Origin of the sequence: Vibrio sp. V31_P5A7T61, assembly GCF_009904895.1 — a bacterium.
GTDB classification, from domain to species: Bacteria; Pseudomonadota; Gammaproteobacteria; order Enterobacterales; family Vibrionaceae; genus Vibrio; species Vibrio metschnikovii.
In genome coordinates this window covers 1-21,958 of record NZ_WXWI01000073.1, presented here as the reverse complement: position 1 = coordinate 21,958, position 21,958 = coordinate 1, and the positions used below count along the sequence as shown (strand labels likewise).

The following is a 21,958-nucleotide window of genomic DNA, read 5'->3' as shown; positions in this document are numbered from 1 at the left end:
TTTTATCAGCATGGGATAGCGGTTTTTTATGGCAAAAAATAAATATTCGGCGTCGGAAACCCGATATGGACGCTGGCTCAAAGAAGGCCGGGGAAGTGGCCGGGGTGTTGATTATCAGCCTTGGCTGACTGTTCGGGATGTTCCTTCCGAAGGCCGTTCTCATCGCGTTTTCGGTCATAAGACACAACGAATCCATCACCTTTTTTCCGATCTGGAACTCGCCATTTTCTTTACGTTCGAATGGAACCCTCAAATTACCGATATCCGCGAACAGTTTCCTTTGGAACGCTCGGAGACTCGGCAAATCGCCAACGAAAACGGGATCAGGCATCCGGCGGATAGCGGTGTTGACCTGTATATGTCTTCCGATTTTCTGGTCAATAGCCTCAATACCAAACTGCCTAAATTTGCTATTCAAGGTAAATATGCCGAGGCGTTGCAAGATCCTCGGGTGGTTGAAAAGCTGGAAATAGAACGCCGTTACTGGGTGCTGAAGAAAATCCCGTGGTTTCTGGTCACTGAGAAAGATATTTCACCGGTGATGGTTCGAAACATCGGCTGGTTGTATCCGTCGCAACGAGATGAGCTGACCGATGAGTTATTGCTGGAAAGAACGGCTTATTATTCGGCGCAGTTCGAGTTGTCCCCAAACCGCACAGTTGTCGATCTGTGCAAGCATCTGGATGTCAGTTACCGGCTTCCGGAAGGACAGTCTCTGTATGAAATCAGGCAGCTTCTCTCTCAGCGCTGTTTCCATTTCGATATGACGACGGAATTCCATCGCCTGCTCGTCAAGGATCTCCAGCTTGAAAATATGAATCACCTGATAGGAGCTCGGCATGTTTCGAATCAATGAAGTGCTTGAGTTTGAACGGGAAAGGTTCCGGGTTCTGAGCTTGTTGGGAGATGAGCTGGTCTGGATTTCTATCGACGATCAATCGGCTTTTCCGGTATTGGTCGATACGGAAACGCTTTATCAGGGGATTGAGGATGAAACATTACTCCGGGTTGAAGATCCGTATGTTTATCTGACATTGGAAGTTCCTGAAGACGGCAGTGTCGCTCAGGTTAAACGAGACAAGAATTATGCTTTGATTCAACCGATTATCCAGTGCGAAGCATACTATCGGTCTGACCTGAGAGCGAAGGCGATCAATGCGGTGATGGCAGAGCATAAGACAACCAAGCAGACCTTGTACCGTTTGATTCGTCAATACTGGCAGCGTGGTCAGATCGCTAATGCGTTGTTGCCCGACTATAAAAACTCGGGAGGAAAAGGGAAACGTCGTCAGGCCGGGGAGAAGAAACTCGGACGTCCCAGAAAGTATATGCCTGGCGCCGGCGTTAATGTCGATGAGTTCACCGAGCGTCTGTTCCGGATAGCGATTCAAAAGTATCTGCTGAACGACAAAGGGTACACGTTTCCCTATGCACACCGCCGTTTCAAGGATATATATCAGACCTATTTCCCGGATGTCCCGGAAGCAGAGATTCCGACCAACTGGCAGATGAAGTATTTCTATCAGCGGGAATTCACTCAGGTTGATATGATCCGCAAACGGACACATCCGAAGATCTACAACAAAGACATTCGGCCACTTAAAGGTACGGCCAATCTACACGCGCTTGGTCCCGGCTCCCGGTTTGAAATCGATGCGACCATTGCCGATATCTATCTGGTCTCGGATAGCAACCGGAGCTGGATTGTCGGACGCCCGGTTGTTTATGTCGTTGTCGATGTATTCAGTCGCTTGATCGCCGGACTGTATATCGGTTTTGAAAATCCGTCTTATGTAGCAGCGATTCAGGCACTGCAAACGGCAATGATGGACAAGGTTGCTCTCTGTCATCAATATGGGATCGAGATTGAAGCGCAGGACTGGCCAGTCATTGGGTTACCGGATGCAATCCTTGCCGATCGGGGAGAGTTGCTTGGCAGTCAGATTGAAAGTCTTGAGAAAAGCTTTTCGGTCAGAGTGGAAAATACCCCGCCTTATCGTGGCGATGCGAAAGGGATCGTCGAGCGGAATTTCAAAACCATACAGGCCGATTTTACGCCGTTTGCTCCCGGTGTTGTGACAGGAACGACGGTAAAGAAACGGGGCGGCAGAGATTACCGTCTGGATGCAAAGCTATCCATCTCGGACTTTAAAGAAATCATCCTCTCTTCCATTCTGTACCACAACCAGTTTGCCGTGTTGAGTAAGTATGACCGTTCCGACGATATACCGGTGGATTTGCCTTCGGTGCCGATCGAACTCTGGCGTTGGGGAATTCAGCATCGGACTGGTCGTTTGCGTGCTGCGCCGGAAAGAGAGTTGAGACTGAGTTTGCTGCCTCGAGCAAGAGCGACGATTTCTCCCTTGGGTATTTGCCTGTTCGGTCTCTATTACACTTGTGCTGAAGCAATGAGTGCCGGATGGATGCACCGAGGCAAAGCGACGTCTCGCCCGGAGAAAGTAACGGTAGCCTACGATCCGAATATTGCCGATGAGATCTATCTTTTCCCGGTGGAAGGGAAAAGTGAATTCTGGGTGGGTAAGCTTTCTGATCGTTCGCGTGAATTTATTCACTGTTCTTTCTGGGAAGTCTGGCAGATACAGACTCGTCAGAAGTCAGTGACGGCGACATCAAAAGTGGTTTCGGATGAGAAAAAACGGGCGCATGAACGTCGGGTGATCGACAAGATTCAGCAGGCCGAAGCAAGAAGTCCGGATGTTTCCGAGTTTTCTAAGTCTGAACGAATTGCAGCGATCCGGCCAAACAGAAAAGCTGAATTGGAGAGTGAGAGGGAAGACCGGAAACCGACTGAACCGAGTCAACCTCGGGAACGTGCCGATGTCGTTTACTTGCCGGGTGTCGAGGAAGAAGATTACCAGTATCCCAGCTTTGTCAGTGAGCTGTTTGACGATGAGGACGATCAGGAATGAGTTTACCTGACAAATACGTGACGGCAGTTTATCGGGATACGGGCAACCCATCTTATCGGGGAAATCCGTTCATTGAGGCTTTACCGCCGTTGATGGAGCTGAAGCAGCTTAAAAAGGGACTTGAGGGAACGGTGAGCTTCTCGCCGGAAAATACGTTGCTGCCACCTCGTCAACGTGCGCATAGGGTTGCTTCGCTGTTGGATGATTTCTTTCAGCCATTGGCGCAGCATGTACTGTTGGAAGAGCGGATCTCAATTATGATCCGCCGTGGTTATGTCGGGAGAAATCTTCAGGACGGTTCACTCAACAAACATCTGCAAAACGGCTATGAGCGGATCATGTCCGGTGATATGACGAGTTTCAAGTTTCAGGATGCTCGTTCGACGGCCAGTTGTTTGTCATTGATCGGATGTTCTGGGAGTGGCAAAAGCTCGACGTTATCCCGCATTCTTGCCACCTATCCTCAGGTGATTTATCACGAGCAGCATAATTTCTTTCAGATTGCCTATCTGAAAATCGAATGTCCGAATAACGGCTCTCTCAAGAGCTTGTGTCTTAACTTTTTCCGGGAAGTTGATCGGGTACTCGGAACCAACTATGAATCGACTTATGGCCTCAAGCGACACGGTATTCCGACGTTGCTGGCATTGATGAGCCAGGTTGCCAATCATCGGGCAATCGGCGTTCTCGTCATCGATGAAATTCAGCGGCTCAGTATTCGTCGTTCCGGCGGGCGCGAGCAGATGCTGGAGTTTTTCGTCGAACTGGTCAACACCGTCGGGGTTCCGGCTGTTTTGATTGGAACACCGAAGGCCCGGCCAATCTTTGAGGTTGAGCTTCAGTCGGCAAGACGAAGTACCGGGCTCGGCTCTCTGTACTGGCAGCCGATGCCGCAATTTTCAGAGCAGCCGAACAGTAAAAGCGAGTGGGAGGCTTTCACCAATAAGTTATGGCGTTATCAGTGGTTGCAACGGCGGTATGAGGTTCTGAGCGAAGAGATCCGTGACTGTTGGTATGAACTCTCTCAGGGCGTACTCGATATTGTGGTGAAACTGTTTGTGCTTGCCCAGCTCCGGGCAATCGCGAGCGGGCTGGAACGCATTACGGTGAAGCTGTTGCGGGCTGTATACAATGATGAGTTAAAGCCGGTTCATCCGATGCTGGATGCCATGCGTCGGGGTGATCCGGAAATGGTTTCCCGCTATTCGGATTTGAGAGTGGAAGATATCGATAAACGGCTGCTGACGCTACATCGTAAGATTATTCAATTGCCTGAAGAAGCCGAGCTTCCGTTCAATCGGAATCAACAGGCAATGCGACTTTATCAGATGTTGATCCAGATGGATTGTCAGTCCGAATTGCTGATCCCGCTGGTTGAGAAAGTCTTTCAGGAGAAGCCGGATCTGACATTGCGGGAGATGATGCCGTTGGTTCTGGCTTGGTATGACGAGCGGCCAAAGCCGGTTGCTACACCACCCAAAGCAAATAAGGTGAATCCGGTCAAATCCAAAGATTGGCATACGTTGGAAAGTCAGGACTTACGCTATTTATATGCTCAGAAAGATCAGGCGACGATGTATCAGACCGTGCGGGATCATGGCTTAATGCTGGATTTGCAGCATCCGGACAAATGGGCGGTGTAGATGCTCGGATTGCCATGTCCCTATCCTGAAGAATTGATTTATAGCCTGCTGGCAAGAGCAGGACTTCACTATGGTATCGAATCACCGAAAGCGTTGCTGGATGAAATCTATGGTGATCGGCGAGTTGTTGCGACCATTGACTTACCTTGTCGTCTTGCTCAAATCGCAGCGCATTATCCTGAAGCATTAAGCTTGGATGTTGTCTCTCTTATCTATCGGCACACACTGTTTCCACTCTATGCGCCGTTCATTGAGGAATCGAAACGGCAGTCCGGGATCAGATGGATGTCGGGAGCATCGAAAGGTGCTATTCATGCAGCTTTCGGTTTGGTGGCTTCGCGAGTTAAAGCACTGCGCACGCTTCATTATTGTCCTCAGTGCGTTGCCGAACAGGCCCGTCATTGCGGAGAAATCTACTGGCAACGTCTCTGGCAGGTTAGTGGTGCAGATATCTGCCCCGAACATGGGGTTGCTTTGCGAGTCTCCGGAACGGTGCTTCATCAACACCGACATGCCTATTTGATACCCGAAGTTCATTCGGAGGATCGGGACTGCGAAGTCTACCGGCCCGAATCTGAGGCCGTGACAAGATTTGCTTCAGCATTATTGTCTCTTCATCCTCAGGTTTCTCCGACATGCTATCAATGGAGCTGTTTTTACCTGGACTTGGCTCATTCGGCAGATTGCCGACGGGGAAGCCATGTTTTACATCAGGATGTAACAGCCAGAGTTAACCGGTATTGGTCGCCTCAATGGCTGGAGAAGCATGGTTTGGCACTGACGAGCAGCGATACATCCTGGAGCCGGGCCATACTGAGGAAACATCGCAAGTCGTTCAGTTTCCTACAGCATCTGGTCATGATCACGGCGTTGTCGGGAGAAGAACCTCATCCTGAATCGGTCTTGGTTCTGGTGAAACAGTATCAGCTCAAACCTCAATTGATTGTTTCGACTTACCGACAGGAAGAAGCCAATATCCGCGAACGGCGCAAAGACTGGTTGATTCGGCTGAAGACAGATGGCTGTCAACGGGCCAGAAAACACCATAGTGGTGCTTTGTATGCGTGGTTGTATCGTCATGATCGAACATGGTTGCTCAGAATCAACCGGCGTTACCAGCGTTCCCATGTAACAGTAAATCAACGGGTTGACTGGCAACTCCGGGATAAAGTTTGTGTGCGCCAATTGATGAGGCTGTTACCGGATGTCCGGGATGATTTAACTGTTCCCCGGTTGTCGCGTGCGTATTACATCCATCGTTCGAAAATGGTGGCCAGTTTGCTGGAAAAACATTTGGACAAACTGCCCCGTACCAGGTTGTTTCTGAATGGGTATACCGAATCGGTTGGTGAGTATCAGATTCGGCGATTGACGAATGCGGCGTTGTCTTTGTCCCGGCAGCAACGCCCTTGGATGCGTTGGCGGTTGCTGCGTTCTGCCGGTCTCAGCGAAGAACGGTTAACACCTCTGGCAGGTTGGTTTCTAAAAGGAGTAACGGAAGGTCTATGGGAGAATATCGATTTCAACATATCCCCGAAGATGCGGTAGTGCTCGGGGTCGGATCGCTCTTTCGTAAAAAGCGGAATAAATACTGGGGAATCAATCTGACGTTATCGAAGAAGTCAGAGCGGCCTTCGGTCAGTATCACCGGTGCGCCGTTGATCCGCCGTTTTAAACCGCTCAGTTCGCTACAGAATGATATTGCTAAAGGGAAACGCCTGTCGTTTACGATAGAAGATGCAACATTGTGGCAAAGAAAACCGCTCTCCGAGTGTGCGGCGATTCAGGCGATGAATTCGGTCGCAAACCGGGAACAATGGTGTTTTGAGATCATTCTGCCGGATGGGAAACAGCTTTATCTGCCTCAGTTCGAACTGGCCCGTGTTTTGTTTTTTCACGACAACTATCTGTCGCGTATCAGTTTGGAGCATGATGTGCTTTCCTCTGATTTCAATGTCCTAGAGGATGATGAAAAATGGCGGATCGACGTGATGCCGACGGCAACTTATCCGCTGGAGTCGTTTAACGATGATCGATGCCGGCGGTTTCTGAGCTGGATATTAATCGATCCTGAAGCTAGGTATTCTTTCGAAAGTATTCACCGACAAATGATGCAAGAGCATCGGGTTCAGGGGCAATATCAGCTCTGGGACTTTTCGTTTCAGCCATCATCTTTGGCCGGAACCCGATTGCAGGTGACCGGTTGGGATGATAGAAAAACGAATAGCTTTTTTGTCTGGGAAATTCTCCGGGTAGATGACTTGCCGTCAGCGATGCCGGAGGAGATTGATTTTCATCATCCGGACTTCGAACGACAAGTCAGTGGCAAAGGTGGCGGAAGTTATGGCCGGTCAGCAGAACGTCCCGATGAACACCTGTTGAATGATTTGGAAAGTGCCAGTCTGGATGTGAGCCGAATGGCTCTGGAATCTGATATGGTTTACCTGTCCTTCAAAACAGGCTTCAAGACCAACCGCTTACCATCCAAAGTTAAAATAACGCCTCACGGCAAGCTGGATGATGAACAGCCCGGTCAGGCTTCATCCGAACTCTCTCCCAATGACGGCGATGTAACCGGAACGATGCCGGGAGCAGAATGGAGCATCGTCGATGACCAAACCGATGACGCACATTTGTATGAGAATAAGTTTGCCTGTTTCTTGCAGATGATCGACTTACTTGAAACAGAACATTGTTGTCAGGTTCGACGCTACCCTTTAAGAAAGCTGCCCAAATTGCCGCGTTGTAAAAAGCATATGTTGGCGGATGATGCGAATCCTCGATGCATTGCCGTTATTAAAGTTACGCATCAGGCACAGATCTACCATATCCTCGAAGTGGATACCTCGGATGCTGAGAAGTCATTGTCTACCATGATTGTCAGGCTGAAAGATGCTTCACGATTGGAGGAACAGGTAATCGAACTGGAAAAACAGTTGGTTAGAGGATCGTTGCGTTGGCCTAAAAGTTATCTGGATGAAATCTGTGGTGAAGGCAATTTCTCTGGAGTGAATCATCCGAAGTCCAAGCATCGAGGGAAGATTGATCCGGCTGATGTTGGTGTCTGGGCAATGAGATTTTACAGTTGGTTTTCTTAAAGCACTAATAACGTCACTTTTAGAAAAATAATATTAGTTTATTATGCAACTTACTGAATTGACATGGAATGGAAACTATATGGAAAAAGTTCAGCTAGTACCAGCCAAAAGGTTCTTCGTTGAGATGCTTACGAGGGATATCGAATTGATTGACGCTATATTGGATCTTGTCGACAACAGCCTCGATGGAGCGATGCGTATACTAAATGGCGACAATTCTGGTCCTAAGCCATACGAAGGTTTTGAAGTCGATATTTCCTTCGACGAAGAACATTTTATTATATCCGACAATTGCGGAGGAATCCCTAGACAGGTTGCTCTCGATTCTGCATTCCGGATGGGACGGCACGATAGTGAACGAGATAAAGATCTTCCCACTGTAGGTGTATACGGCATCGGAATGAAAAGGGCTATTTTTAAAATGGGCGAAGATGCCTCAGTTTTCTGCAATACAGAAAATGGTTGTTATAGAGTCGAAATATCGAAAGATTGGATGATGAATGACAGTCTTTGGGAGTTGCCTTTAATTGACCTTGAGGATTGTGGCGAAAAGTTTGGGACTAAGATAGAAGTCAAACAGCTCAGGAACGGTATCAAACTGCAGTTCGGCAACCAAGATTTTATCGACAGTTTATATAAGGTTATTTCGACCCATTTTTCTTACATCATTTCCAAGGGATTGAATGTCAAAATCAATGGCGATCGCATCGAGCCGGATATTTCGATAACCCGTTTTGCAAAAGACTTTTCAAACAAAAAAGATTCGATCGCCCCATATGTTTATAAAAACAATATCGACGGTGTCGACGTGGAAGTGGCTATCGGGTTCTACCGTTCGCTCGGTACTGATGAGGAAGAGCAAGATGAAAAAGATGGCAAGTCGGTAAGCACAAATGCTGGAATCACTATTATTTGCAACGACAGGGTCGTGCTTCACAACGATAAGACGCACGTAACTGGCTGGGGGGAAGCAGGAGTTCCTCGATATCATACACAATTTATCGGGATTTCAGGGGTTGTTATTTTTCAATCCAATACACCGGCAAAGTTACCTTTGAAAACGACCAAGCGTGGTGTAGACAGTAGCACACAGATTTATGCGGTTGTTAAGGATAAGGTTAGAGAAGGGATAAAAATCTTTACGGATTTCACAAACAAATGGAAAAAAAGTTCAAAAAGTGAGCTTTCTAAACACTTTCGCATGGAAGAAACCGAGTCGGCGCCCAGCATTACCTTATCTAAAAAAGTAAGGACAGAGGACTGGAGTAATGTCCGTAGAGATGGAGGGCAGGTATTCAAGCCTAAGCTTCCGCTACCGAAGGAAACGGATCCCACTGAGCGAGTCGTATTTACGAAGAAAAGGAGTGAAATTCGGGCTGTATCCGAGTACTTGTTTGATGATGTGCGTCCAACAACATTCGTTGGGGAGTATTGTTTCGATCAGATTCTTAAAAAGGTGTGATATGTCGACAGGAACTTCTATACCATATCATCTTAGGCCCAATAAGGCTGTGGAACGGGGGCTATTCATCCAGTCTCTCCGCAAAATAAACAAATATCTTAATATATCGGATTATCGCTATATAGGATTCGGGGGCCCCTTTTTAGAGGATTTTAAAGCACTGCATCACGAGTTAAAGATCTCCGATATGGTGTGCATTGAGGTTAATGAGAACGTAAGAAGGAGACAACAGTTCAACAAACCACTTTCGTGCATAGATTTTTTAGATAGGGCATGCTCTGCTAAAGATTTTATAAACGAGCATGATTTTGATAAGAAGTCCATCGTATGGCTCGATTTTGTATCTTTCAAAGATTTGAGTCATCAGTTGTCAGATGTAAGCCGTTTGGTGAGTAATCTATGCCATGGTGACATTTTTAAGGTGACATTAAACGCGAATTCAGCGAATTTAGGAAATATAGATGATGAAGTAAAGCAGCATGAGTACCGACTAGGAAAATTCAAAGAATTGATAACGTCAGAATACGAACCTCATGGCTTAACGGAAGAATCTATGTATTCGAAGGCATTTCCAAGTACCCTTCTGAAATCATTGAGTAGGGCTGTATCGAAAGGTATGGTTTCTAGCTCTCAGTTAGAGGTCGTTCCAATAAGTGCTTTTGTATATGAAGATGGTCAAAAAATGATAACTGCCACAGGGATAGTGCTCGAAAAAAGTAAGATAGAGGACTTTCTCGAACATACACACATTCGTGTTTGGCCATATTATTCAAGTGGTTGGGAACAGCCCAAAAACATTACTTTACCAGCTTTATCGGCTAGAGAGCGACTCCAGGTCGAGCAGATGTTACCCGATGGAACCTACGAAGAAATAAGGGATTGTTTGGGATTTTATATAGGTTCAAATGAACGCTCTGCAAAAGAACAGTTGGAGAACTTTATGTCCTACTATCGTTCATTTCCTTGGTTTGGCAAAGTTGCATTGTAGTAATAACGTTCAATTACACTAATTCAAGGGCGTTTGGATTTAGCGGTCGCTTCTATCAGATTTTTTTGCGATAATATTCTGATAGAATATTTTTGGAAAAAGCGTAAGTAATGATGAAATCAAATCCTAGAATAGTTGATTTATTCTGCGGCTGTGGCGGTTTTGGTCTTGGTGCCGAACTGGCTGGGTTCAAAACTATAGCAGCGATAGATATAGATCCAACCCTACAATCTGCATACAAAAAGAATTTTCCCGAAACTCATGTATTGAATGGTGATTTATCTCAGTTGAATGAGGAATCTTGGCGAATGATATTGAATGGTATCGAAGTGGATGGTGTCATTGGTGGCCCACCGTGTCAAGGTTACAGTCGTATGGGTAAGTCAGATAAAGAAGACCCCAGAAGGACTCTACTGGGACACTTTTTTAGAAACGTCAATATTATTAACCCCAGTTTTTTTATCATGGAAAACGTCGAAGGGTTGATGGATGAGCGGAATGTTTACGAGTTGGAAAATGCGCTACAGACCCTAGACAAAAAGTACAAGGTTCTAAAGCCTATGATCGTAGATGCTTCCCTATATGGAGCTCCAACCAAAAGGAAAAGAGTCATACTAATTGGGTACGATCCTAAGAGACTAAGTTCACTGACAATTGACGACTTTCAGCCCCAAAATGGATTAAAAACCACAGTGCGTGATGCGATTTCGGATTTGGCTCAGCCCATAGTTCAAAATAAAGACAAAGAAGACTTCGGTTGGGAAGTGTATCCTGAAAATAATGAACTATCTGTTTATGCGCAGAGGATGAGAACTCTGCCAAATAAAAGCTTGGGTTGGGGCGAATCTCTTGAGAAGTTGAGCAATGGATTCGTTAGTGGTTATTTTGATACAAAGCATACGGCTGCTGTGAAAAAGCGTTATGCAGAAACCGAGCCTGGAATGGTTGATAAGGTAAGTAGAGCTAAAAAATTGGCTTGGGATGGTTTATGTCCGACTCTTAGAGCTGGAACAGGATCGGATAAGGGGAGCCATCAAGCTGTACGCCCACTTCACCCAAGTCATTCCAGAGTCATAACTGTCCGAGAAGCGGCAAGACTTCAAGGTTTTCCCGATTGGTTTGTTTTTCACCCTACAAAATGGCATAGTTTCAGAATGATCGGTAATAGTGTATCACCAATAGTATCGGAAGCTATTTTAAGCAAAATAAAGCAAAAGCTCGATGAGAAAAATTCTTCGAGAAAGGTCGTGTAATTCCAATAAATAGGAAAGTCGGATGTCACAAGTAGAAAATACCGATGAAGTAATAATAAATACAGGTATTGAACCATCATTTCTAGCTGAAACGCTTACCACCGATATTGAACTTACTGATGCGTTGTTTGATTTGATTGACAATTCTATAGATGCCGCTAGGGATCAGATTTTATTGCAAGATAATGTGAAGTCCGACAGCTATGGGCTTCCGGTAGATTACTCGGGCTACCATATTCGGCTAAGGTTTTCTGCTAATAGTATAACTGTCAAAGATAACTGTGCTGGATTTGATGAAGATACACTGACTAATTCGGCGTTTATCACCGGAAGGAGGTCAAATCATCAGTTTGGTATTGGGCATTATGGCTTGGGATTGAAAAGAGCTTTACTGAAAGTGGGAAGCCGCTTTGGTTTGGTAACGGATAATGGGATAGCAAGATACAGAGCTATCTTCAATTCATCATCTTTCTCTGGGAGCGAAAAAAACCAGATCCCAGCTAGAAGGTATCCAACAAAAAATAAACCATTTTCACTATTTACGGTCTCTGATTTGTTTACTGACATTAGGTATCAGATAGCGGATCCGGCTTGGTTCGAATATGCAACTAAAAAGTTAGGGGTGCGATATGGAATCTTCATTCAAAAAGGCTTACAAATAACCATAGTGAATAGCACTTTAGATGGTCGAATTATTCATCGGGTTGAAAGTTCAATTCCAAATGTGAGAAAAGGTAAGCCTTTAACTCCATTTAGTGACCGAATGAATAATATTGACGGTTTAGATGTATATTTTAATGTCGGCGTTCACGAAAAATATAAATTTGCAGGCGAAGAAGATCATGATACAAAAAAGAATGGGTTAATAAGTGAAGCGTACGGATTGTATTTTATAAGTAATGACCGAGTCATTATCGATGCTAGCACAGATAAAAAGCATGGTTTCACTACATCATGGCACAACGAATACAGCGGTTTCATTTGTCTCATTAGGATGATTGGTAATGACCCTGGTAAGCTTCCATGGAATACAGCAAAAACGGAACTTAAACTAGGCTCCTCAGCTTTCATCAGAATTAGAGAAAAAGTTGAGCAAGTTGCTAAAGAGTACCGTTCAAGATCAAAAGCTCTAATTAATATCTGGAAAGATATAAGAAACGATTCATCCATTGAAATGGATGAGCGAAAAGTGGTTTTTGCTGAGCGAACAGGGCTTACTTTTAGCAAGCTACCGAAAAATGCTAGTAAAGCAGTAGAGAAAGACCAAACTAAGATCAAATCGAAGAACACCCCGTTGAAGGCAGGAGAAAAACCTAAAACAACAGCCGTTGAAGCAAACGATATCAAAAAACGAGCAGAAAACAACAAAGGAAATCATACTCAGCACTGGATTACTTTACTCCCTGCCAGATTTCCAATTTCTGAAGATCATGAAGTTTTAGACAATTTGATTATCGAGTCTATTTCCCTTGAAATGCGTAGTGCACCACATGCGAGCTCTATGCTGTATAGATCATTGTTGGAAACCGCATCGAGAAGGTTTGTTAAAAGTCGCAACTTGTTCGTTGATATAAAAGATTATTATTATTCTAGGGGGGAGGGGAAGCGGAAAAATCATTCGGAAGAGTATAGGAAAAATCAATCGGTTGATTTAAATATGGTTGCTGATTGGTTGGTTGTGCAGAGCGACATCTTTCCACCTGAAGAGAGAAATGAATTGAAGGTAGCAGCGAAGAAAATGAAAGGGCATATCAAAATACTGAATGGGATAGTTCATGGCCTTCAGCCTACCAATGATTCTCAGTTGTCTATTATTCGGAATGATACGATACAGATGCTCCGCTTCTTGGTTAGCTAATAAAATACTAAATTGATATCAGCTCAGTTTAACATTGCATAAGTTCTGAACCTTCTGATTATATTGGATATAGTTAGTTAGAAAACAGAGTTGATATTATGAAACTTTATTACTCATAATAAACAATAAATAGAGATTTTATTTATATTCAGTATGATACTTTATTTTTCAAGTACGCTAAAGTCATGCAGCAATACAAGGCATACAGCGCCTGCGAGTATGAGACTTTTTTACCTTCCTACAGCTGAGGTAGGAGAAGAATAAAGTCTCATACTTAGTATTAGTATCATACAAAAATGGCAGCGTTCACATCGGTACGCTGCCATTTTTAAAACGTTTATGCCCCAAAATGAGCTGAGACCAACGTCGAAGTGGATAATAGAGTTGAAGATTTTAAAATACTTAATCTAATGGAAGGTAAGATCTTACTCCTACGGCTATTGATAGCATCAAGGTGGGAGGCTGTTCATTGCTTTACTGCAAAATTAATAGTTCAACTTGCGCCATATAGGTTCTTAATCGTCTGCCTCAACCATACGATTTTAGGATTCTGATTATTACGTTTGTGCCAAATCATAGTAAACGGAATCAGTAGTTTATGCTGACAATCTTCCGTAATCGGGATAGGCAACGCCAGCAAATTAGGGTGAAGTTGCTCGCAGTACCGCTGACAATACTTTGGTGCCGTAGTTAACATTTGATGGCCGGGCTTTTCGGCAACAAACAAAGCTTGTTCGAAACTCGCCATTGTTAATCTAACATTTCGGGTGTACCCCTGCTCAGCCAAGAGCTCATCCAATGCCCAACTGTCATTTTTCTCCCATGTAACATTGATATGGGCATAGCTTAAGAAAGTATCTAAATTCCACTCTTGCTTGAGCGCTGGATGGTCTTTTCGGATATACACCATAGGCAGGTCGGAAAATAGAACTTCAAAATTGATGAAATATGGCAGCAGTTCTAGCGACTCCTTAGAGCGAGGATGGCTCTCACGCCCCGTAAAACCGATATCCACTTCACCGCGCGTAATCGCGTCTAATGAATCGTAATCCCAATTGTGATACTTCACTTTAGAATCGGGATACGTGTCATGAATTCGTTTAGTCAGTTCATCCACCATAATGAGTGACAATGGCGACTCGACGCCAAGGTGAAACTTCACACCACTCGGCGCATCATCACCGCGTCGCGATGCAATCTGATTACCGATTTGCATCCAGTCTGACAAGCTTTCTTGCATGCTCGTTGCAAGCGTTGTTGGTTTAAGTCCCAGCGGTGTGTTCACAAATAAAGGGTCGTCAAACCAATCACGTAATTTAGCCAGTGACTTACTCACCGATGAGGGGGTTACATTCAGTTTTTTCGCCGTTTTCGTGACACTTTGCTCTTGCAAGAGCAACTGCAGAGTGAGCAATAAATTGAGATCAAGTCGGGCAAGAGATTTCTTCATGAAGCTCACTAACGTTATGATTTGGAAATAATAATATTATAGAGAGTCCAATAACTCCACTAGCAACCAACGCTATCATTAACATCATCACGGCCGACACACCTAACGTTGCCATGAACCAAATATAAAATGCAGACCAAGAAACCTGTCCTATGCCAAGCATAGAGCTTGCCAGTCCAGCTTTGCGAGAGAACTGACTTAACGCCTGACTCATCGCCACGCCAAATCCCATTGAAAAACTCATGCTGACCAAAATAAATCCTACCATATAGAGTGTCGAACTATCGCTATTCAAGTGAGCCGCAAGAATAACGATAGCCGACAGCAAACTGGAGATTTGTGCTGCGAACATTAATGTGGTTTGTTTGAAGTAAGACAGAGCAAATGGCACTGAAAACGATGTTGTCATACCTACTATCGCGAGTAGTGCCATTGCCGTTGAGTATTCACTTCGAGTAAAGCCAAGTAAATCCATTATGATCATTGGTGATGTATTTACATAAGAGAGAATCGCGGTGACGCCTAAAGAAGTATAAATAACGCGCGAGATAAAAAAGCGGTTACACAGAGATTCGTTCGAGCCTTCACTAACAACTAAAACGGTGCATTTGGCTTTCGGCAAGGTTTCTTTCAAGACAAAGCAAGCAATTAAACCTATCGCAACACCCATCATCGTCATGGCGGTGAATAACACGGGCCACGGAAACTTAATCATGATCAGATTACCGATAACAGGTGCTAGCACGGGAATAGAACAAGTTATGCCATTAAGCATTGAAAGCACTTTAGCGCGCTTTTGATCATCTAAGGTATCACGCAAAATAGCGAAGGCCACAACATAGCAACATGCCGCTCCAACGCCTTGGAAGAATCGCATAACTAGGAAGCTATCACTGGTTTCAGCTGAACCCGCCAACGTCGAAGCAAGCGAGAAGATCACTGCCCCACACATGGCGACAGGTTTACGGCCAAAACGGTCAGCAACTCGTCCTACAAACACCATAGTAGAAGCCATACCCGCAAGATAAACAGAAAAGGCGATATGAAGTTGGGATTCACTTGCAGAAAGATCGTTGGCAATTTGTGGCAAGGCAACCAAATAGAGATCGATGGCAGTGGGATAGAGCAGCACAAAGGCAAAGCTGCATAGCAGATATCGGGATACATTAGCCGCAGGTTTCATGGTGGTCTCGTAAGTGGTTGGGTTTACGAGGATAATATGAGACATCTCTGAACTTGGCGCGTTACCTTTATGACAACAGGTATTTCCATTTACTACATTAGTAAATGAAATGTATGGGTATGTCAGGAGTTAACGTTGATAAGGCTCCTGTGAGCCTGTTTTTCATACATGCTTGATTTTTCCTTGAGCTACTACGCGATTGCTATAATCCTAATACGGGGTTGCTAATTTGTTAAAAATTCAAAAACACTTTTGTCGAGTAGACGACACCTGTTACCAAGTGTCGTCCCTCTAAGAACCCAGCGTGCAACTTTCACCGCACTAGGCTCAAGCCTTCACAAAGGCACCTGATGGCACCCAGCAACTTATAAAGCAGCGAGAGCAGGCTCATGCCAAGAGTTACGGCATGGCTTCTTTGATTTTCTCTTAGTCAAGTATTCTTGGTATTGAGGATCAAAAGGCGTAGCGGCACTCCTGATTTTCACATGTCTCTCTATTGGCACCTTAGCTATTTGGAACAGATTGAACTGACAATCCATATTCATGATCTTCTGCCAACCGTGAAATTGCCATTGACCTTGACGGTTGATGAAGTATTTAAGGGCGATCCAAGTTCTAGATTTTGTTGGATGACGCCTTTTAGCCCAGTGCCATAACGTATGGAATAGCTTGTGACCTACATATCCGAATACCTGTTTTGCAACGCAGTGTCGATAGTAATTCGACCAACCCCTGAGTTTCGGATTTATCAACTTGATTAAATCGTTAACGGGGATGGTTGCGTGCTTCTTGATGAGTTCGCGCAAGTTACTCAAGAGCATCAAAGTGTTGGATTTACTCGGTTTAATGAGCAGTTTTCCTTTGTACTTCCTATGATTAAAACCTAGGAAGTCAAAACCACGGCTGATGTGGGTAATGTGCGTTTTCTCTTCGGAGAGTGTTAAGCCTCTTTCCGCTAAGAACTCAGCGATCAACGGTTTGATATCGTTCTCCAGCACTTCCTTTGAAGCACAGGTGACGACGAAATCGTCGGCGTATCCAATAAAATTGGCTCTAGCACCCTTTTTGAGTGCGGTAGACTTTATGCGTTGCTCAAGTCCTGCAAGAGTCATTAGCATCAAGGTCGGAGATATGACCCCACCTTGTGGTGTTCCCTCGTCAGTACGGTAGAACAGCCCTTTGTCCATAAAACCAGACTTTAACCATTGTTCCAACATGCGTTTATCTACGGCAATGTTGTCCATAAGCCATTGATGCCCGATTTTATCGAAACAAGATTTGATGTCTCCCTCAAGAACCCATTGAGCAGATCGTTTCATAGCCAAGCACTTAAAACACTGAGCGATAGCATCGGCAGTGCTGCGGTTTGGTCTGAATCCATAGCTGTTAGGGTCGGCAAGTGCTTCTGATACTGGCTCCAGTGCAAGAAGATGAAGTGCTTGCTGCGCTCTATCGACCATGCAGGGGATACCAAGTGGTCTGAGCTTGCCGTTTTTCTTGGGAATGTAGATACGCTTGAGCGGTTTGGCTTGGTAAGCTTTTCTGCTCAATTGATTGACTGCTTTCATACGGCGCGTGTCTGTGTTCCAGATAACGCCGTCTATTCCAGGCGTTTTACTGCCTTTATTTTGTGATACCCGCTTAACAGCAAGAAGTTTTGCCGAACGCGAGTGAGTCAGTATCCACTGCAACGCTTTCGCTTTGCCGTGTTTACCTTCTCGTGTTGCCTTTGCAATACGCATCTGAAGCTTTAAAACATGGGATTCAACGGCTTTCCAGTTTATGGATTGCCATTGAGCACTGTCAGGAGAGGAACTAATCTCTTTTGAAATCATCATTTGCATTTCTCCTTGAATAAAGTTCTTCAAATTATCTTGCAACGGAAGACCAGTCGGAAGTCAGCCCACTTTCGTGCCAGACATTTGCCTATATCTGCATCGTTACAATGCAGCCTTCGCTTTTTCCAACATCCTCTACCTGCATCACTATCGGTCACAGAGACTTTCCCAGAGGGAGTGATACAGGCTTACCGTGTTCCGTATGTCGCGCAATGTCAGTTTAGATGCCCGCTATGGTGCGGAGAGTTCAACGATCACGAAAGAGCATGGGGCAATCTCTTTCCAACTCTCGTGCCTTTTGGCTACAGCGTATTAACCACTTCCGCTGTTTCGAAGGATAACGCACCTTACGCGGATTCACTTGTGTTCATCATGCTGACTACCTAGCACTCACCCGACTTGTGGTTATCAGGAGGATCGTCCTCTCACGATTTAGATCCCGATCGGCAACTACCAACCTTCGTTACATTGTCAGAGCCGCTACTTTATTCAGGCTCCTAGGTTCATCTGGTGATACAGATGGTTCACTCGTTTAGCGGTGAACAGCGCTTCATACGACTTCACGTCGCACGCCCCATTTCTTCTTAGAGTATTTGCCCCAAGTAAAGTGCTGATTCCCAGCTCGCATTAGGAAATATTATCCAAAATTGTCATTTCTAAAATTATCTAGTCACTCAAACAACCGATGGAGGTGGAGCATGGTGACTACTAATAAACAGAGAAGACACTTAGGACAAAAGAAACCATTTAAACTCGAAGATATCTGGCGGATCCGCACACGCCTTGAGATAGAGGGCAATTTGATGGAACTGGCGCTTTTANGTGAACAGCGCTTCATACGACTTCACGTCGCACGCCCCATTTCTTCTTAGAGTATTTGCCCCAAGTAAAGTGCTGATTCCCAGCTCGCATTAGGAAATATTATCCAAAATTGTCATTTCTAAAATTATCTAGTCACTCAAACAACCGATGGAGGTGGAGCATGGTGACTACTAATAAACAGAGAAGACACTTAGGACAAAAGAAACCATTTAAACTCGAAGATATCTGGCGGATCCGCACACGCCTTGAGATAGAGGGCAATTTGATGGAACTGGCGCTTTTAAATCTCGCGATTGACAGTAAACTCCGGTCTTGTGACTTACTTAGAATTAGAGTTTGCGACATTTCGTCGACAGGCATCATTCATCCCAGAATTCTGTTCACGCAAAGCAAAACGCAACGGGATGTTCAGTTTGAGATAACAGCAAAAACTCAACACGCACTTAGCCAGTGGTTGTTTGTCAGTCAACTTTCCCCGCAGGACTTTATCTTTCCCAGTCCCAGAAAAACTGGGGTGCCAATGAGCTACTCCTTCTATGCCCACATCATAAAAAAGTGGGCAACGACACTTGGACTTGACGCTGCGCAGTATGGGACCCACTCCATGCGGAGGACTAAGGCAACACTGATCTATGCGAGAACAAAAAATATCAGGGCGGTACAGCTACTTTTAGGGCATGTGAAACTTGATAACACCATTCGCTATCTCGGTGTCGAGATCGAAGATGCGCTCAAAATTTCTGAAGATACAGATATATAGAGATGTGGTTGATATAATCCGTTTTGAATATATTGATTAGCTAAAAGCTGTATAAACGATACAACGTGAAAATTGCCTGTGCCTCTTTGGGTTGCAGGCGATTTCTTTCTACTGGAGAAGATGAATTGGAACTTCTCCCACTGAAACGCCCCTTCGGTTTGTGGGGCGCTCGCTTACCAGCAAAATCTGTGTGGATATTCAAAGAGGTGTCAGCGAGATATGCAAGCTAGAGCAACTTCCAGCTCGCTGATTATTACATCAACTGGCTCCAAACCGACGCTTAGCCGTAAATATCTATATTTGTTCGAATAGCAAGGATGATCTCCTTCCATGGCAAATGGAACAATTGTTGTCTCAGTCCCCCCCCACCCATACGCAACCTTTATCTTTTTAAATGCTTTCAACATTGCAGAAAGGGAAGTGGTTTGACAATCGATAGAGAAACTAAGGATGCCGTTTGAGCCACTAAAGTACTTTTTCCAAAGCTCATAATCATGGTGGGTGGGGGAATCAGGTTTGATAACATCAATGACAGAGTCATTAGATGTCAGATAGCGAACAATCTCTTGGGCGCTCTGTGATTGTTTTTGAAGTCTCACATCAAGAGTTTTGAACCCCTTAACTGCCGCGTAGACCTCTTCCGAGCCAAAAGACTGACCAGAGTTGTTGGTATAGGTGCGAATCTGTGGATAGATTTTTTCACTACAGTTAATGATACCTAACACTAGATCAGAGTGTCCGCCAATGTACTTTGATGCTGAGTGAATAGAGACATCTATTCCAAATTTAAACGGGTCAAAGTTTAAAGGTGTAGCCCACGTATTATCAATAACGACAGGAACCCCCCCACTTTCTAGCTAAACCAATACAATGCTCGAAATCGACTATATCGAATACGTTTGAGCTTGGAGATTCAAGATAGACTAGGGAAGTATTTGAATCGATAATATCATTAGATTTGGAAAGCTGACGGGAAGATACAAACTGACACTCTACATCAAACTTTTTCAATGTACTGTTTGCAAAGTTTTTAACGGGAGCATAAATACCCTTGTTGAAAACGACTTTTGTTTTAGGTTTTGCTAACGCCAATAATACTGTGGTGATAGCAGAAAGTCCGGAAGATGTGGTGATTGATTGAAACCCGCTTTCGTATTTTTGAAGAGCTTGATTTAGGGCATCGGATGTAGGCGTTCCAAAGCGGAAATACCTAGGATACCTATCTTTTAGAACATCATCCGCGCCCATCTCCAGCTGTTCTAATCCGCTATAGCTTGGCGAAGATGCTCGATACGGCGGCTTTACGGGGTATGACTGTTCAACACTCATAAGCGGCACACACGGTTTTATCATTTTGTTCCCAGAGGCTATTGCAATGTATGCTGGAATAGCACTTTTCAAAGTCTTCTATGAGGTTATCTCTACTCGATACACTCAAGATAAAACCGTAAAGGTATAGCCCTGACTTTTCTCCTCCAAAATATAAAGAGCCCAGCTCGCCGGTAAAGTGTTCGAATACTACTGATTGGGGGAGTGAGTTAGGGTGGTTCAAAAGTCTTCCACTTCTTGGGGGGATACAGATGGCTCCAAATACGCCTGAGGGCTGTTTGGCGGTAAAGGGTTTTATAACCTTGCATTCAGCAAGAAAGCACTCTTTATCAATGTTTACATCGAACGCTTCCTTCACCAAAAAAGAAATCATCCCTCCACCGGTACGGCTTGCAATTTCACAAAAAACAATCTGGCCACTGTCTTCAATCCATAATTCGCAATGAAAAGGAAAATGTTCAGTAAAGGGTAAAGCCGAGATCACCTCTTTTGTTGAAGAGCACAGAGCTTCAAATACCGCATGTTTATCGCTTACTGGGACGTTACCGATAAACATATCGTCACGATAAGACAGGCAGTCATTTATATACTCAAATGGTTGGATGAAGGCTACTTTTCCATCCCTAACAAATCCATCAACATGGTACATTTTTCCGGAAACAAAAGATTCTACCAAATAGGAATCGGCCTGACTGGCGTGGCTGTTGAACCAGTCTTCTAATTGTATTCTGCTGCCAATTTTCTCAATACCACTTGAGCCGGATGCTAATTTCGGCTTAACGATTAAGGGGAACCCATGAGTCTCAGAAAATCTGAGGAGTTTCTGCAAACTAGATACTTCTTCGAACTTAGGTTGTAGTGGTCAACTAAAATTGGCCACGGTTTTAGAGTTTTCCCAATACAATCGTTCTGACTCATTGGGTGTCAAGCCACCGTTATACTGATGGGGCCTGAGCTGGCTATAATATCCAATAATGTAGCGGATGATCTCTTGTTGAGCCTCTGCAAAGCTACGATAACCTACTGTTGGTACCCATTCCGTTTTCAAGCTTCTAAAGAAGCGCTCCATCGGCGCATTATCCCAGCAATTTCCTCGGCGAGATAAACTTTGTTTTATTTGAAAACGCCACAGTAACTGACGATATTGACGACTCGTATAGTGACTGCCTTGATCACTGTGGAACATGACGCCTTTAGGCTTTCCACGAGACTCATAAGCCATCGAAAGCGCTTTGCCTGTTAATCGTGTATCAGGCGATACTGACATTGCCCAACCAATCACTTTTCGAGCAAAAAGGTCGATGACTACCGCTAAATACATCCAACGATTTCCCGTCCAAATAT

General features: G+C 44.6%; 17 protein-coding genes and 1 pseudogene. 11 read left to right on the top strand and 7 right to left on the bottom strand.

Annotation, left to right across the window (positions count from 1 at the left end; genetic code table 11):
- Nucleotides 1–28 precede the first annotated feature (28 nt).
- From CAG58_RS16050 to CAG58_RS16010, 9 genes are all read left to right on the top strand, one after another.
- Nucleotides 29–856 (top strand): TnsA endonuclease C-terminal domain-containing protein, encoded by an 828-nt coding sequence (locus tag CAG58_RS16050; protein ID WP_161426248.1) that lies wholly within the window; start codon nt 29–31, stop codon nt 854–856.
- Nucleotides 840–2,930, top strand: coding sequence for a Mu transposase C-terminal domain-containing protein (locus CAG58_RS16045; protein ID WP_161426247.1), 2,091 nt, complete (start codon nt 840–842; stop codon nt 2,928–2,930). Before CAG58_RS16050 ends, CAG58_RS16045 begins: the two co-directional genes overlap by 17 nt.
- The gene (locus CAG58_RS16040; protein ID WP_161426246.1) at nt 2,927–4,573 is read left to right on the top strand and encodes an AAA family ATPase; all 1,647 of its coding nucleotides are present in this window, start codon (nt 2,927–2,929) and stop codon (nt 4,571–4,573) included. The genes CAG58_RS16045 and CAG58_RS16040 overlap by 4 nt, the downstream gene beginning before the upstream one ends.
- Nucleotides 4,574–6,121 carry a TnsD family Tn7-like transposition protein gene (locus CAG58_RS16035; protein WP_161426245.1) on the top strand — a complete coding sequence of 516 codons (1,548 nt, stop codon included), beginning with the start codon at nt 4,574–4,576 and terminating at the stop codon, nt 6,119–6,121.
- Nucleotides 6,079–7,671: a Tn7-like element transposition protein TnsE gene (locus tag CAG58_RS16030; protein ID WP_161426244.1), complete on the top strand. Its 1,593-nt coding sequence runs from the start codon at nt 6,079–6,081 to the stop codon at nt 7,669–7,671. Before CAG58_RS16035 ends, CAG58_RS16030 begins: the two co-directional genes overlap by 43 nt.
- A 79-nt stretch (nt 7,672–7,750) precedes the next feature.
- Nucleotides 7,751–9,133 (top strand): ATP-binding protein, encoded by a 1,383-nt coding sequence (locus tag CAG58_RS16025; RefSeq protein WP_161426243.1) that lies wholly within the window; start codon nt 7,751–7,753, stop codon nt 9,131–9,133.
- Nucleotide 9,134: 1 nt separating this feature from the next.
- Nucleotides 9,135–10,121: an O-methyltransferase gene (locus tag CAG58_RS16020; RefSeq protein WP_161426242.1), complete on the top strand. Its 987-nt coding sequence runs from the start codon at nt 9,135–9,137 to the stop codon at nt 10,119–10,121.
- Between the two features lie 110 nt (nt 10,122–10,231).
- Complete coding sequence (locus tag CAG58_RS16015) at nt 10,232–11,374, top strand: DNA cytosine methyltransferase (RefSeq protein WP_199868141.1); 1,143 nt, start codon at nt 10,232–10,234, stop codon at nt 11,372–11,374.
- Between the two features lie 22 nt (nt 11,375–11,396).
- Complete coding sequence (locus CAG58_RS16010; protein ID WP_161426241.1) at nt 11,397–13,232, top strand: ATP-binding protein; 1,836 nt, start codon at nt 11,397–11,399, stop codon at nt 13,230–13,232.
- 493 nt (nt 13,233–13,725) lie between these two features.
- Here the strand turns inward: CAG58_RS16010 and yidZ are convergent, their stop codons facing one another.
- From yidZ to ltrA, 3 genes are all read right to left on the bottom strand, one after another.
- Nucleotides 13,726–14,682 carry an HTH-type transcriptional regulator YidZ gene (gene yidZ, locus CAG58_RS16005; protein ID WP_161429692.1) on the bottom strand — a complete coding sequence of 319 codons (957 nt, stop codon included), beginning with the start codon at nt 14,680–14,682 and terminating at the stop codon, nt 13,726–13,728.
- Nucleotides 14,657–15,865 carry an MFS transporter gene (locus tag CAG58_RS16000; protein ID WP_161429694.1) on the bottom strand — a complete coding sequence of 403 codons (1,209 nt, stop codon included), beginning with the start codon at nt 15,863–15,865 and terminating at the stop codon, nt 14,657–14,659. The genes yidZ and CAG58_RS16000 overlap by 26 nt, the downstream gene beginning before the upstream one ends.
- A 365-nt stretch (nt 15,866–16,230) precedes the next feature.
- The gene (gene ltrA, locus CAG58_RS15990; RefSeq protein ID WP_161429693.1) at nt 16,231–17,703 is read right to left on the bottom strand and encodes a group II intron reverse transcriptase/maturase; all 1,473 of its coding nucleotides are present in this window, start codon (nt 17,701–17,703) and stop codon (nt 16,231–16,233) included.
- A gap of 698 nt (nt 17,704–18,401) precedes the next feature.
- Here ltrA and CAG58_RS15985 point away from each other — a divergent pair.
- Nucleotides 18,402–18,524, top strand: a pseudogene (locus tag CAG58_RS15985) (integrase); the annotation flags it as partial.
- Between the two features lie 161 nt (nt 18,525–18,685).
- Nucleotides 18,686–19,285: a tyrosine-type recombinase/integrase gene (locus CAG58_RS15980; protein WP_161425954.1), complete on the top strand. Its 600-nt coding sequence runs from the start codon at nt 18,686–18,688 to the stop codon at nt 19,283–19,285.
- Between the two features lie 209 nt (nt 19,286–19,494).
- On the opposite strand, the gene CAG58_RS17080 is transcribed toward CAG58_RS15980, so the two are convergent.
- From CAG58_RS17080 to CAG58_RS15960, 4 genes are all read right to left on the bottom strand, one after another.
- Entirely contained in the window at nt 19,495–20,115 is a 621-nt protein-coding gene (locus CAG58_RS17080) for a PLP-dependent transferase (protein ID WP_161425960.1), read from the bottom strand.
- Nucleotides 20,111–20,614, bottom strand: a complete 504-nt coding sequence (locus tag CAG58_RS17075) for a PLP-dependent transferase (RefSeq protein ID WP_161425955.1) — start codon at nt 20,612–20,614, stop codon at nt 20,111–20,113. The genes CAG58_RS17080 and CAG58_RS17075 overlap by 5 nt, the downstream gene beginning before the upstream one ends.
- Nucleotides 20,604–21,443, bottom strand: coding sequence for an ATP-grasp domain-containing protein (locus CAG58_RS15965; RefSeq protein WP_161425956.1), 840 nt, complete (start codon nt 21,441–21,443; stop codon nt 20,604–20,606). Before CAG58_RS15965 ends, CAG58_RS17075 begins: the two co-directional genes overlap by 11 nt.
- 33 nt (nt 21,444–21,476) lie before the next feature.
- Nucleotides 21,477–21,958 (bottom strand): IS3 family transposase (locus CAG58_RS15960; protein WP_161439755.1); only part of this gene is annotated, 482 nt, incomplete at its 5' end.

Coding starts and splice junctions, on each gene's coding strand:
- CAG58_RS16050 (WP_161426248.1), top strand. CDS start 29: ATGGCAAAAAATAAATATTCGGCGTCGGAAACCCGATATGGACGCTGG.
- CAG58_RS16045 (WP_161426247.1), top strand. CDS start 840: ATGTTTCGAATCAATGAAGTGCTTGAGTTTGAACGGGAAAGGTTCCGG.
- CAG58_RS16040 (WP_161426246.1), top strand. CDS start 2,927: ATGAGTTTACCTGACAAATACGTGACGGCAGTTTATCGGGATACGGGC.
- CAG58_RS16035 (WP_161426245.1), top strand. CDS start 4,574: ATGCTCGGATTGCCATGTCCCTATCCTGAAGAATTGATTTATAGCCTG.
- CAG58_RS16030 (WP_161426244.1), top strand. CDS start 6,079: ATGGGAGAATATCGATTTCAACATATCCCCGAAGATGCGGTAGTGCTC.
- CAG58_RS16025 (WP_161426243.1), top strand. CDS start 7,751: ATGGAAAAAGTTCAGCTAGTACCAGCCAAAAGGTTCTTCGTTGAGATG.
- CAG58_RS16020 (WP_161426242.1), top strand. CDS start 9,135: ATGTCGACAGGAACTTCTATACCATATCATCTTAGGCCCAATAAGGCT.
- CAG58_RS16015 (WP_199868141.1), top strand. CDS start 10,232: ATGATGAAATCAAATCCTAGAATAGTTGATTTATTCTGCGGCTGTGGC.
- CAG58_RS16010 (WP_161426241.1), top strand. CDS start 11,397: ATGTCACAAGTAGAAAATACCGATGAAGTAATAATAAATACAGGTATT.
- yidZ (WP_161429692.1), bottom strand. CDS start 14,682: ATGAAGAAATCTCTTGCCCGACTTGATCTCAATTTATTGCTCACTCTG.
- CAG58_RS16000 (WP_161429694.1), bottom strand. CDS start 15,865: ATGAAACCTGCGGCTAATGTATCCCGATATCTGCTATGCAGCTTTGCC.
- ltrA (WP_161429693.1), bottom strand. CDS start 17,703: ATGATGATTTCAAAAGAGATTAGTTCCTCTCCTGACAGTGCTCAATGG.
- CAG58_RS15980 (WP_161425954.1), top strand. CDS start 18,686: ATGGTGACTACTAATAAACAGAGAAGACACTTAGGACAAAAGAAACCA.
- CAG58_RS17075 (WP_161425955.1), bottom strand. CDS start 20,614: ATGAGTGTTGAACAGTCATACCCCGTAAAGCCGCCGTATCGAGCATCT.